The organism is Halomarinibacterium sedimenti (assembly GCF_019312585.1).
In the GTDB taxonomy this organism is placed as follows: Bacteria; Bacteroidota; Bacteroidia; order Flavobacteriales; family Flavobacteriaceae; genus Halomarinibacterium; species Halomarinibacterium sedimenti.
The window spans coordinates 373,925-387,435 of the sequence record NZ_JAHWDP010000003.1; the positions used below are offsets into that span (position 1 = coordinate 373,925).

The window sequence follows — 13,511 nt, forward strand, 5'->3', positions numbered from 1 at the left end:
TAATTCTTTTTTTTTGTAGATTTCTGTTTAATATCATTGTAAATGATTTTATTCTTTGCATTTTTGGTTTATGAGTAAAAGAATCGATTACATTATTGATGAAATTATAGATCAATACACAATTAAAGATAATAATAGGCCTTGGATAATAGGCTTTAGTGGAGGAAAGGATTCGACTGTCCTTCTCACATTAGTTTGGCAAAGTTTGCTTCGAGTAAAAAATCAGCTTGATAAAAAATATCTAAAACGAGAGATTTGGGTTGTTAGTAATGATACTTTAGTCGAAAACCCTGTAATAACTAATTATTTAAATGGTGTTTTAGAGAAAATAAGTAATAGCGCTGTTAAGCATAATTTACCTATAAAAGTAAAAAAAACAACTCCAAGATTAGAAGATTCATTTTGGGTTAATTTAATAGGGAAAGGATACCCTGCACCTAATAATTCATTTCGGTGGTGTACAGAAAGATTAAAGATAAAACCAACATCAAGATTTGTAGATGATTTAATTAATAGCGAAGATAATGAACATAAGGAAGTGCTGGTTTTAATTGGTACTAGGAAAAGTGAAAGTGCATCAAGAAATAAATCTATAACGAAACGTGAGATAAGAGGTAAAAGACTCACCAAGCATCCGCTTCAAAAAAATGTGATGGTTTATTCGCCAATCACTGAGCTTTATTTAGAAGAAATATGGTATATAATTAACAGTTATAAATCACCTTGGGGAGCAGAGAAAGATCAATTATTTAATATATATGCAAACGCTAGTGCCGATGATTACGAATGTCCAACAATGGTTTCAAATGATGAACATAAATCTTGTGGTCAAAGTAGATTTGGATGTTGGACTTGTACCGTGGTTAAAAAAGATAAATCAATTTCCGCACAAATTGAAAATGGACAAGAATGGTTGGTACCATTACAAGAGGTTAGAGATTGGATTTTAGAAGAAAGAAATAAACCGGAAAACAGGGAAAATTACAGGCGCAATGGACAACCTGCTATCAATGGTATGGGAGTTGTAAAATTGAAGCACAGAACTGAAATATTAGAAAAGGTTTTTGATGCCCAAAGAAAAATTAATGAAATGGGCATTGAAATTGAATTGATAAATAACCAAGAATTAATCGCTATTCAGGTTATTTGGTACAGAGACCTATACTTTGATTATAAAGTTTCTGATATATACAATAAAGTATTCAATAAACATCTAAGTATGAGACAGCATAATGAACTTATCCAAAAGGAAGAAGAATTGTTACTTTCAGCTTGCGGGCAAAATGAAAAACAGTTTTCATTAATTCAAGACCTTTTAAAATTAGAAAAATCTAAAACCATCATGATGAGGCGAAGAGGGTTATTGGAGGACATAGAAAAACGATATAAACAATACATTACTGATTAATGACTATAAAAGAATTAGAGTTAAATAACTTTAGAATTTATAAAGGTGTTAATAAGATTAATTTATCTACTAATGATGATGAGAACATTGTCATTATAAGTGGTAAGAATGGTTATGGTAAAACAACCTTTTTGATGTCATTGGTATGGTGTCTTTATGGAAGACAAATGAGTGATGTAGATGAAATCTACAGTAAAGAAATTGAAAGCAACGGGAACTATAAAAAGTATATAAAAAATAGTTTAAATAGACAGGCTGAACACGAAGGTAATACAACCTTTTCCGTTTCGATTACCTTTTTGAATGTCACCACGATACCAGAAGTTACTTGTAATGAATTAAAAATCACAAGAACCTATCATACAGAAGGAAACAAGGATGAAGAATTAGAAATTCTAATTGATGGACTTTCTAGCGAATTAGCCGAAGAAGTTGGTAAAGAGATTTTTATTAGAGATTTTGTGATGCCAAAAGAAATAGCAAAGTTTTTCTTTTTTGATGCTGAAAAAATCGTTTCTCTAGCTGAAATTCATACTGCTGAACAAAGAAAAAAGCTAAGCAAAGCATATGTTGAAGTACTTGGTATTAAACAATATCAAGATTTAAAGGATGATTTAGAGAGTTATTTAAGTAAATTAAAATCAGAATCCGCAAGTTCGAAAGAAAGACTTAATTTAAAAAACCTCGAAGCTGAATCAATTGCCAAGCAAGAAGAAGTTAATGAGACTAATAAAGAAATAACTACGTTGAGAGATGATGCATCTGCTTTAAAGTATGATATCGATAAACTTCAAGAAAGACTTATTAAAAATGGCAGTGTTATAACTGTAGATGAATTAAATGAACTTCGTTCAAGAAAAGAAGACTTGGACAAACATGTTGATGTTTTACAGACGGAACTTAAATCTCATTTTGAAATCATACCTTTTGCTATATCAGGAAAATTGTTAGTCCAAGTTTTTGAGCAAATCCTTGAAGAAAGAAGATTTATTAACAGGAACTTTGATATTAATAAGGTTGAGGATGTATCTACAAAAATAATTGATGAATTAATCAACTTGCCAAAGCCAAAAGACATAGTTATTAATCACAACGTTCAAGAATTCTACATAAATAGTTTTAAAGCACTTCTTGACAAACATATGGGTGGAATATCATCTGATTCAATAGATAAGGTTGATGTTTTACATAATTATTCTGAGCCAGAAAAAGCTGAATTAGAGCAATTTATTAGTAATATAAAGTTGTCATTTAAAGAAAAATTTAGTCGAATTAATACAGATTTTATTCGTTCTAAAAATGAACTAAATAACATCAATAAAAAAATTAAGCTCGCAGAAGAAAAGTCTGAAGACGCATTAGTTAAAGAAGACAGAAAGAAAAAAGCAGAACTAGAAAAGCAACATGAAGAAACTTTAGAAAAAATAGGTGCTTTAAAACAAGATATTATTGATAGTGAGAATATTATTATTAAACATAAGAAGGAAATTAATAGAATTACTGAGCGCCTAAAATTAGGAGAAGCTAATTTAGAGATTGGCGAAGAGGTTGAAAACACCATTCAAAATTTAAAAAGGTTTATAATAGATTTTAAAAATGAAAAATCGAAATCACTTTCTGAAAGAATCAAAAATGGATTAGACATTCTCTTGCATAAGAAATCATTTATTAGGGATGTAGAGGTAGAAATTATTGGTGAAGATATAGATATTCATTTGATGGATTCTAGAGGTCACGAAATAAGTAAAGACTCTTTATCTAAGGGTGAACAGCAGATGTATGCTACAGCTTTGTTAAAAGGATTGGTGGATGAATCAAATATCAATTTTCCTGTATTTATAGATTCACCAATGCAAAAATTTGACGTTGATCATTCAAATAGTATTGTCAAACATTTTTACCCTAATGTTTCTGATCAGGTAATAATTTTCCCACTACTTAAAAAAGAAATGAGTCAAGAAGAATTTGATATTTTACTTCCAAACATTAGTAAGACTTATCTTATTAAAAATGTAGATAATGATCAATCCAAATTTGAAGAGGTAGAAAACAAGAAAGAGTTATTTGTCACATTTGAAAAAGAATATCAAGATGCAGTTTAATTTAAAAACATCATCAGAACTTGTTAAAAAACTAACAAATAAAATTCAGTTAGGTGAGGAAAATCATATTGCTCGTATTTCTTTAGCTTATTCATTGGCAAAGGGTGCTACTTATGATTCAGATATACCTACAGATTCAAAACAAAAAGAGTATAAAGACAATACTTTTTTTGGTAATTATAAAGATTATTATATCTCTTTAATCTGTCAGAAATACCAAATTCATAAAGACGACACCAATGTTAAAAAGTATTTAAAGTGGCATGTTGATAAGGGTTTAGAAATGATTGACATGTTTTTTGAAGAGAACAAAAACGTGTCTGGGATAGAGTTCTTGCTGGACCATATTGAAGTAGGCATAGATAACATAAATGAAAACGAAGCTAGTTTTGATTTTGTTAAGAACAAAAATGTTTCGATAAAAGAAAAAGAAAGTTTTGTTGAACCAGTTAAGATTTTAATAGGTGAGCAAGAAGGAAAAGACATTTATTTTACTCCGAATAATACCTCAATATATGGAAATTGTCATATGGCTATTGCAGGTCAGTCAGGCGCAGGAAAATCTTATTTTGCAAGAAAAGTCTTAGAAAGAATTATTGCTGAATCCAAAGGCCAAGTAAATTTCTTGTATTTAGATTTTAAAGGAATGACTGAAAGCGATAAAACAAACAGTGATTATAAAGCCTTTTTTAAGACAACAAATGCAACACTAATTGATACCCCAAAGGATTCCTTTCCAGTCAATCCTTTATCTTTTATCAATAATATTAATGATAGAGATAAAATTGTTGGTATTGGTCGTTTTGTAGATATTATTGCTAAATATGCCAACTTAGGAAATGTTCAAAAGCAACATCTAAAAGACGCGACTAAACTTGCCTTTGATAATATACTAGATGGAACATACCCAACACTTCATGATATATTAGAGAATTTGTATGAAATAGCAGGAGACAAACCATCTTCATTAACACAGATTCTTATAGGTTTGACTGAAATTGAATTATTTGATAATTCTAAATATGGGGATTTTATAAACCAAAATTACTATTTGAGTCTTTCTGGCGACCTGAGTAAAGAAGTACGATTCACGGCGACATTTTTAGTTATCTACTATTTGTACAATACGTTTATGAATATGGATAAAGTTCCTATAGAAGAGAACTATAGTGGACTGCGTTATGTACTTTTAATAGATGAAGCGCATAACGTATTTAAAGAAAAAAAATCACAAGAAATTTTGGAAAAACTTTTGAGAGAAGTAAGGTCACAAGGTGTCTCTGTAATGTTGGTTTCTCAAGGTATTGAAGAGTTTAACCAACCAACGTTTGATTTTTCAGAAATGTGTCAATCTGCATTTTTAATGCAAATAAAAGATGGAAATAATTGGAAAGCGATAAGCAAGTTCTTAGGAGCAGGTGAAAAACAAAGAAACAAGATTAATCGCTCTATGGAATCTATTAAGCCAAGACAAGCTATTTCTAATATTAATGAGTTTGATTTTGGTGAAATTTTTAATACCAAATAACATTTTACAAGTAATTATCTGAGGTTAAAATTTAATATTTATGAAATTTTGGAATACATTTCTTTATTTTTTAATAGCGATTCTCATAATTGGAACCATAGGAATTTGGCTTCCAGCAATTTTAGATAACGTAAATGAATCTGAAGTTGATAAATTTGGTTTATTACAAAATTGTGCTACATATTTTATCACAATTATAGTTGCTGGATGTTTAGAACTTGTTATTCATTTTCAAAATAACGCTGAATTAAAAAATAAGTTAGGATTTACTTTTCTAATAATACTTCTTATAATAATTTCTATTGCTACAATTGTTGGCATAAGCTTTTCAATTCATTATGAAAGTTATGAAATTTCAAAATGGATAGTTTATATTGGAGTACCAGTATCTTGGGTTTTATGGTGGATTTCAAATTGGAAAAGAAATGATATGAATCCTATGGACGCACTAGGTGGTTCTGTTTAAAATAGATTGAGTTATGAGTTTCTTAAAACTAAAAGCAATAAAAATAGATCAACCTTTAGCATCATTTTACATTACTAAAATTAAAGCTAAAGATTTGTTAGAAATATCTTTTTCAGAAGAATTACAATATATAGATGAAAGTGGTAAATTAAAAGGTAATCAAAGGAAAAAAGATGAAAAAAGGCTCAAAAGTATTGGCCGTTACATAGATTCAATTGAAATGTCATTTCCAAATTCAATCATTATAGCAGCGAATTATGATAAAAATAGAGGGCAAATTATTGATAATAAAGATAGACGGTGGAAATTGACAAAATCAAATGATGATTTTTACGAAATTGACATTCCTACTAACGAAAAGTTAGCCTCAATTATTGACGGGCAACATCGATTAAATGCATTTGATTACGTTACAAATCAAGAGCGTAAAGAATTAGATTTGGTGTGTACAATATTTTTTGATTTATCTAGTTCCTATCAGGCTTTTTTATTTGCAACAATAAATGGAAACCAGAAAAAAGTGGACAAAAGTCTAGCATTAGAACAATTTGGATTTAATATTGATGACGAACCTTCAAAGTCCTGGACTCCTGAAAAATTTGCAGTATACTATTGTCGGAAACTTAATTTTAAAGAGTCTCCTTTTAAGGGAAAAATTAAATTAGCACCAAAATTCACTAATGACTTATTTGATATCAATTCTGATGATTTTATAATTTCAACCGCAACAATTGTTGACGGTATCCTAATGCTTATTTCATCGAGACCTAAAAGGGATAGAGTAGAAATGGGACAACATTCTATATTTAAAGGCAGAGGACGATATCTAATCAAGGATTTTAGAGATTCTTCGCCTTTGAGAAATTTATATTTGAATAATGAAGATGAAAAAATATATGAAATAATAAAAAGTTTCTTTGGTTCAGTAGAGATCAATTTATGGAATAATATTCAGGGTAATTCATATATAATTAAAACTGTTGGCATCCAAGCACTTTTTGAATTTTTGAAGAAAATTTTACAATTAAATACTAATTATAGTAATATAGATTTTGATGATTATTTAAATCCTGTTTCCGGAGTAAATTTTGCAGATAATTATTTTCAAGCATCAGGTGTTGGTAAATCGAGAATTAAAAGAGTATTATTCGTTGCCAATGATTTTATGAGTATTGATGATGTAAAAGAAAACGAGCAATCAGACATTGTTAGATTACTTTCCTAATTTAATGAATCAATCTACAGAATTATATTTGCCAGATACCCTGATTTGAATCTATTTAAGGTTAATATATTTTTTATTCTTTAACCCTATAATATTTAAGGTTTTAAACGCTCTTTCAGAAAGATAAGTATCCAATAAAACTCTTGTTATAACCTTAATCATAGGTGCATTTTTAGCAAAATGACTTGGGTTATGAGGCATTAACTTCATTGAGATAGCCTCAGACAATTCTATATTCGTAAACTCTATGTGATTAGGTAAAAATGTATAATGAAAGAAGTGCCATACTTCGGCGTTTTCTTCACTAGACACTAGAAATTCATACATATAATCAATAGTGCTAGTTTTGTTTAGGTCTGGGTCTTTAGAATAAATTTCTTTTCCTTTTTCCGTTAATTTAAACTTTCTGGTATTTTCAAGTAAACCACATTTTTTTAACCATGATTTATAGCGCTTAGTAAATGGTGCCTTATATCCAAATGGTTTAGCTACTTGTTCATCCGTTAAATCAGGACTTTCAATTAAACTTTTTAATATACCTGAAAGCCTTCCTCTATCTAAATAAAAGTTGGCGTGAAAATATACAGACATAAATTAATTCAATTTAATGGTTTATATAAATTTATAAAATTAAGCTTTATATTGTTTAATATGTTCGAGTTTGCCAGAAACTTGCAAATGCATCACATTACAAGTTTTTATACTTAGTCTCTTCATTTCTTTATTATAATAAATAATCAAAATTTACTTTTCGACATACTATTTAAGCAAAAATTAAAAAAAATTTAAACACAATCCAATCTTATAAAAATGATGTATCGCATCTCTTGTACTCTCACCCAAGGTTTTAAACAAACAACCCCTTCCAGTACTCCCCAGTAACCAGAAGGGGTTTATCAAAATAGTAGTAGAAATATTACCTACTATTACTTACCCTACCACAACCAACTTCATAGCATTACCAGAAGCCAGTTCATACAATTGCCCATTGATTTCTTGGTAAAAGATAATACCAATACTCACAAGATTAGCAACCGTAGCAGGTACAGCAGCACCAATACCCAAATCAACGGTAAGGGTAGTAACAGCTCCTACTTCCCCTTGTAAGGGTATATCCGCACTATAGGCAACATCGCCTTTCGAGTTTTCATCCTCATTTACAGGTTCATAACTCGCTAAGGCACTTTCCCATTGATAATTACTCAACAACCCACTAGCCAAAACCAAACGGCAATGAGTGGCTCCTTCAGGCTTCGTGATAAAGTTATCGGTATTAAAATCGGGAACAGTCCAAGTAGCCACATCTCTGTTGGCGTTAAGCGTCGGCTTATCGTAGGGTGCAAAAAATTGAGCACCCAATGGAGTTTTCTCATCAAAATCAAACCCCACGAGCAAATCCGCGTTACCCACAATATCAAAATCACGCTGTCCACGCAATCCTGCACCATTTCGGTTAATACGCTTCATTGCTCCCGCAAGACGAGAAGCTATGTAGGTGTCACCCATAAGCTTCACAATACTTCCAAAGGCTTCTCTAAAAGCCTTACCTACTTTGGCGGCACCGCCAAATTCTTGCATGTTCTCACGAGTCCGTGCAAATGCCGGATCGTTTTGGATACGATTTTTATTAATCGTACTCTTGGTCTTAACGAAGTTCTCTCCGTCTTTTTCATAGAAGGTCAACCCATCCAGAGTTCCTTCCAATTTAATAAATGAATTGTTCTTTGCCATATTTTCTAAAATTTAAGGGCAATGGCTACTATGGCAAGTAACCAATACACCCGATTACACAATAGTTAAATATATCAGGCAGGAAGTGTGCACCCTTCCATGGTGATATCAAAACAATAAAATTCGTGGGGAGTTAACCGTTCAGAAATAGCAAACGGAAATCCAAACTAAAAACAAAAATTTTAAACTTGCAAGTTTTTTCTTACAAATTAGATTTCAGCTACTTAGGCTATTACGTAGTAATAGAGGGTCAAAATTTTAACATTTATAACGTAAGTTAAAACATCCTTTTCAGCAGAATAGGTCGTAAAAAAACTCCAAAATTAAGCACATCGCCATCCAATTCGACTTCGGGACCCATAGCCTGAATATTCGACAAGAACTAAGTACTGTTTGAGACTGATGTAAGCAGTCGAGTTGTACGTGTTCCGAATAGAAGGCGTAATGGGTGAAAAAGAATTGACAGGCTAGACTTTTTGGTTCTTTTTTGGCAATGAAAAAAGAACAAATTGAATAGAAAATGTAAGAAAACTATAGAGTTACATAAACCTGACATCACCTGTTATTTAAAATGTATATAAATTAGTGTTTACTCCGTATCAACTCCGTATTTACTCCGTATTTACTTCGTATTTACTTCGTGTTAGTTCGTATTCAAGTATTATGTAAAATAGACTAAATTAGGTTTCACAAAAAAGGATGCGTTACAAATTATCCAACTGGTTGTCTTTACACCCACCCATTAGAGTTTTCCATCTCATTAAAAATGATTACTTTAAACCTGTAAAGCTTTTGTATGCAACAACTTATTCAACAATGGTTTGCCCTTTGGGAACGTGGTGATTTTTTATCGCTTCCCATTTCAGATGATTTTGTCCATACCAGCCCCTTTGGCACCATCACGGGTAAAAAGGCGTATTTAGATTTGGTTCAAAATAATAAAGACAAGTTTTTAGGCTATACGTTTACCCTTCACGATGCCATCTATGGCAAGCATCACGGGTGTGTGCGTTATACTGCGAAACAAGGAGATTCTTTTAGCTTAGATGTAAGCGAATGGTATTATAGTAAGGATAACCTCATCCAAAAAATTGTCGCTTACTATCATATTGGGGACATCCGTGAGGAACGCAAGCTTAAAGAATCATAGTGCCTATTACAAATTATCCAACTGGTTATCACGTCCATCCTCGCTAATGGTCCAAAAGAAGCCTACAAAAAAGAACTGGTCTGCGGCGGGGCGTAAGGTTCTACGGTCAAAGGTGCCATTGGCATTGGGGACATCGGCGTATTGGTAGCCATTAATGTTTTTAGTGCCCAGCACATTGTTTACCGAGAAGTATAAAATCTTTTGTGGGGAGAGTAAATACGCCCAGTTAAGACTTACACTGTTATAAGCTTTGGTTTGTTCTTGTAAAAACCCAGCTTCGTTAGGGTTGGTATAGCTACGACCACTCGCAAACTGGTAACTAAAGCCTACTTGGCTTTTCCAGTCGCCAATCCAGTATTTCCCAACCACCGAGAGGTTGTGGTCGTTGGCAAAGGGCGGGGTGGCTTTGGTAGGATAGTTTTGGTACTTGCGTTCACTATCCAGATAGGAATAGCTTACCCAATAATCTATATTTTTAATGCTTTGGTTATCGCGCCAAAAGATATCGATCCCTTGAGCATAACCATCGCCATTGTTGGTGTAGGTGCTGCTAAAGTCGGCAAAGTTGGTATCGTAGGTCACTAGGTTGGTATAGGCCTTGTGGTAGGCTTCGGCTCTAAAAATACGGTCCTTATGGGAGTATTGGTAGTTAAGGATGTAGTGTTGTGTTTTTTGGGCTTGTAAGTTGGTGTTGAACTTTAAGACATCGCTTAACGGGTTTTGGTAAAAGTCGCCATACGCCAAGGAAAACTGCCCGTGCTTAGAAGTTTTATAAGCAATGGAGGCTCGTGGTGATACCGTAAACTGGTTAAAGAGTCCGCTGTACTCCCCTCGCACCCCTACTTTTGCCGCTAGTTTTTTGGAGAAGATATAATCGGCTTCGGCATAGGCTGCCGTGATGTTGTTGGTATAGCCATAGGTAATTTGTGGTACGTCTGGGTTTTGGAAGTCTTCGGTAAAGTCGGTAAAAAACTGTTCAGCACCCATATACAATTTAAATTGGTTGCTAAACTTTTTTCTCAGTTTTAGTTTTAGGTGGGCCGAGAGCTCCACATTGTCAATATCGTTGTCTTCAATCCCTATTTGGTTATTGGCACGGGTCAAGCTTCCGCCGGTTCCGATGTCCCAACGGTTGCCTAAATCGGTGCTGTAACTGGCGTTGGTATAGAGGTTGTTGTTTTTTAGTTTAAAATGAAGTCCGTCTGGGAGGTTGATGTCTTCTTGGGTGAGTTCAAAATTAGTCGCATCGAAGGCGGTGTACCATTTTAGCAATCCGTTGCCCAGTTTTTGACGGAACACACTTTCCCCTCCAAACGCTTCAAAAGGTTTCTCCCAATCGTTACGATCTTTAAATACCGCCAAGTAGGGTGCTAAATTGATATACGAAGCATTAAAACTAAGGGAGCTGTTTTCCCATTTTTGGGTGTTCCCTAGCGTACCACCTACAGTCATGATACCGATGTCTGTCTTTTCTTGATCGGGTTCGTCGATGGTATTTAAAAGGAGTACCGAAGAGAGGGCTTGTCCGTACTCGGCAGAATATCCTCCCGTGGAGAAGGTGATTCCGTCGAACAAAAACGGACTGTACCGACCTCGTGTGGGAATATTATTGGTGGTAGGTGTGTACGGTGTAAACACCCGAATCCCATCGATAAAGATTTGTGTTTCCCCTGCATCGCCTCCACGGACAAAGAGTCGGCCGTCCTCGGCTACGGTGGTGGTTCCAGGTAGCGTTTGTAAGGCACCTACAAAATCGCCCAAGGCACTAGCAGTAGTAACCACATCTAAGGGTTTTAACACACTTACTTTACTGTTGTCCCCAGCTTGAAAGCTCCCAGCCGAGATGACTACGGTGTCTAAGGAATTGACATCTTCTTTTAGGACCAACTTGAGGTCTTTCATTTGGGAGACATCGGCGGCCATATACATGGGCTCGAAGGACACAAAGGAGGCTACTAGGGTTTGGATGCCTGTTTCATCTGTGGTAAAGGAAAACCTTCCTTGGTCGTCGCTAGAGGCACCATCGTACGTGCCTTCCAAATAGATATTGGCTCCTACAATGGGGGTTCCGTTTTTTTGGGTGATGGTTCCTGAAATTAGGGTTTGGGCAAAACCTACAAAGGAAAAGAAAGTAAAAAGGAAAAGTAAAGATGCTCTAAGAATGTTCATTTTTTGATTGATTGTGTTTGATGGTTCAAAAGTGCAATCATTAGGTTCGTTAGAAAAAGTAAAAGTACCGAATTGTTATTTTTTCATTCTGAATTGTGAAAAACAAAAAATGGTATCTTTAACGAAACAATAATTCAAATGAAAAAACTATACTCCTTTATTGTCCTTGTTGCTTTAAGTTTTCAGCTTCAAGCCCAAGACACCTTTTCCATTATTGCAGTAGACCCAACCACGGGAGAAATAGGCTCTGCAGGAGCTTCCTGTGTGACCGGTGTTGGGAGCGGTGGTATTATCGACATCATTACCAAAATCATTCCTGGGCGTGGCGGTGTTAACTCGCAAGCCTATGTATGTATCCCTAATGTGAATTTGAATAACGCCATTACCCAAATGGAAGGCGGCTCAAGTCCGCAAGAAATAATCGATTGGCTCTACAACAACGATGCGTGTAACTCACAAAATTTCAATCCTGAATACCGCCAATACGGTATTGCCGATTTCGATGAAAATGGCGATCCCCGTACTGCAGGGTTTTCTGGTACCTCCACCGATGATTATAAGGAAGACCGCCAAGGTGCCACCTTTAGTATTCAAGGGAATATTTTACTGGATGTAAGTGTCATTGACAATATGGAAGCCAATTTTAACAACACCACAGGTACCCTTGCCGACAAATTGATGGCGGCAATGCAAGGCGCTAATTTTGCTGGTGCCGATTCTCGTTGTTTGTCTGCGGGTACCTCCTCCACCACTGCTTATTTATTGGTGTATCGGCCAGAAGACGATCCTGCAGATCCTTATATTCGGTTAAATGTGGGGCAGCAGGCCTCGGGGATAGAACCCATTGATATATTGCAAGGGTTATATGATGATTTTCTTTCGGTAGCAGGAGAAGAATTACAAGATCAGGTTTCGGTATTTCCTAACCCAGTTTTGGCTACGCTTCATATAAGAAAAGATCCTAGGGTGACTATTACTAGTTATCAAATTATGGATGTGAACGGAAAGCTTGTGATGTCTACCACGCCATTTTCAGAAAGTATAGATGTTTCCGCTTTGCAAGGAGGAATTTATTTTATCAAACTTCGCGCAGCCGAAGGCACTACCAGTTTAAAATTTATAAAAAAATAATACCATGGCTTCCACTAAAACGGTCGATGCATTTATAGCTAAGCAAGCACAATGGAAAAGAGAGCTTGAAACCCTTCGCTCAATTTTTCAGAAAACAGAATTACTGGAGGAAATTAAATGGGGAAGCCCTACCTATACCTTAAACGGAAAGTTAGTCGCTGGCTTTGTAGGCTTTAAAAATCATTATGCTATTTGGTTTCATCAAGGGGTGTTTTTAAAGGATTTACAAAAAAGACTATTAAATGCCCAAGAAGGAAAAACCAAAGCGATGCGGCAATGGCGATTTGAGCGTGGTGAGGAGATTCCAGAGGAATTGGTCTTGGATTATATCCAGGAGGCTATTGAAAATTGCCTTGCTGGAAAAGAAGTGAAAATAGAGCGAAGAGTGGGTGTTAGTATTCCTCCTTATTTAAAGGACGCCTTTAAAAAGGATGCTGGCTTTCATGAAGCGTTTAAAAAATTGACCCCTGGGAAACAACGTGAATATGCAGACTACATTGCTACTGCCAAACAAGAAGCTACCAAAGCAAAGCGTTTGGATAAAATTATGCCTATGATTCAGCAGGGTGTTGGACTCAATGACAAGTACAAAAATTGTTAA

General features: G+C 34.5%; 11 protein-coding genes. 8 read left to right on the forward strand and 3 right to left on the reverse strand.

Translation table 11 applies throughout. The annotated features are described in order from the left end of the window. The first annotated feature begins 70 nt into the window (after positions 1–70). From dndC to KXJ69_RS08985, 5 genes are read left to right on the forward strand one after another with little or no spacing between them, the layout of a single operon-like run. Entirely contained in the window at positions 71–1,408 is a 1,338-nt protein-coding gene (dndC, locus tag KXJ69_RS08965; RefSeq protein ID WP_219052749.1) for a DNA phosphorothioation system sulfurtransferase DndC, read from the forward strand. After that, positions 1,408–3,510 carry a DNA sulfur modification protein DndD gene (dndD, locus tag KXJ69_RS08970; RefSeq protein ID WP_219052750.1) on the forward strand — a complete coding sequence of 701 codons (2,103 nt, stop codon included), beginning with the start codon at positions 1,408–1,410 and terminating at the stop codon, positions 3,508–3,510. The genes dndC and dndD overlap by 1 nt, the downstream gene beginning before the upstream one ends. After that, on the forward strand, positions 3,500–5,038 hold the full coding sequence (locus KXJ69_RS08975) for a DndE family protein (protein WP_219052751.1): 1,539 nt from the start codon (positions 3,500–3,502) through the stop codon (positions 5,036–5,038). Before dndD ends, KXJ69_RS08975 begins: the two co-directional genes overlap by 11 nt. 40 nt (positions 5,039–5,078) lie before the next feature. After that, a complete protein-coding gene (locus KXJ69_RS08980) occupies positions 5,079–5,504 on the forward strand; it encodes a hypothetical protein (RefSeq protein ID WP_219052752.1) in 426 nt (141 codons plus the stop codon). Positions 5,505–5,517: 13 nt separating this feature from the next. Then, positions 5,518–6,729: a DNA phosphorothioation-associated DGQHR protein 1 gene (locus KXJ69_RS08985; RefSeq protein WP_219052753.1), complete on the forward strand. Its 1,212-nt coding sequence runs from the start codon at positions 5,518–5,520 to the stop codon at positions 6,727–6,729. A gap of 51 nt (positions 6,730–6,780) precedes the next feature. Here the strand turns inward: KXJ69_RS08985 and KXJ69_RS08990 are convergent, their stop codons facing one another. Both KXJ69_RS08990 and KXJ69_RS08995 read right to left on the reverse strand, forming a co-directional pair. Further along, positions 6,781–7,320 carry a DUF4007 family protein gene (locus KXJ69_RS08990; RefSeq protein ID WP_219052754.1) on the reverse strand — a complete coding sequence of 180 codons (540 nt, stop codon included), beginning with the start codon at positions 7,318–7,320 and terminating at the stop codon, positions 6,781–6,783. A 339-nt stretch (positions 7,321–7,659) separates the two neighbouring features. Then, a complete protein-coding gene (locus KXJ69_RS08995; protein WP_219052755.1) occupies positions 7,660–8,460 on the reverse strand; it encodes a hypothetical protein in 801 nt (266 codons plus the stop codon). Positions 8,461–9,256: 796 nt separating this feature from the next. On the opposite strand from KXJ69_RS08995, the gene KXJ69_RS09000 reads away from it, so the two are divergent. Beyond that, on the forward strand, positions 9,257–9,610 hold the full coding sequence (locus KXJ69_RS09000; protein WP_219052756.1) for a nuclear transport factor 2 family protein: 354 nt from the start codon (positions 9,257–9,259) through the stop codon (positions 9,608–9,610). A 6-nt stretch (positions 9,611–9,616) separates the two neighbouring features. Here the strand turns inward: KXJ69_RS09000 and KXJ69_RS09005 are convergent, their stop codons facing one another. Further along, a complete protein-coding gene (locus tag KXJ69_RS09005; RefSeq protein WP_219052757.1) occupies positions 9,617–11,779 on the reverse strand; it encodes a TonB-dependent receptor in 2,163 nt (720 codons plus the stop codon). Between the two features lie 138 nt (positions 11,780–11,917). On the opposite strand from KXJ69_RS09005, the gene KXJ69_RS09010 reads away from it, so the two are divergent. Further along, complete coding sequence (locus tag KXJ69_RS09010) at positions 11,918–12,910, forward strand: DUF1028 domain-containing protein (protein WP_219052758.1); 993 nt, start codon at positions 11,918–11,920, stop codon at positions 12,908–12,910. Between the two features lie 4 nt (positions 12,911–12,914). Beyond that, entirely contained in the window at positions 12,915–13,511 is a 597-nt protein-coding gene (locus KXJ69_RS09015) for a YdeI/OmpD-associated family protein (protein WP_219052759.1), read from the forward strand.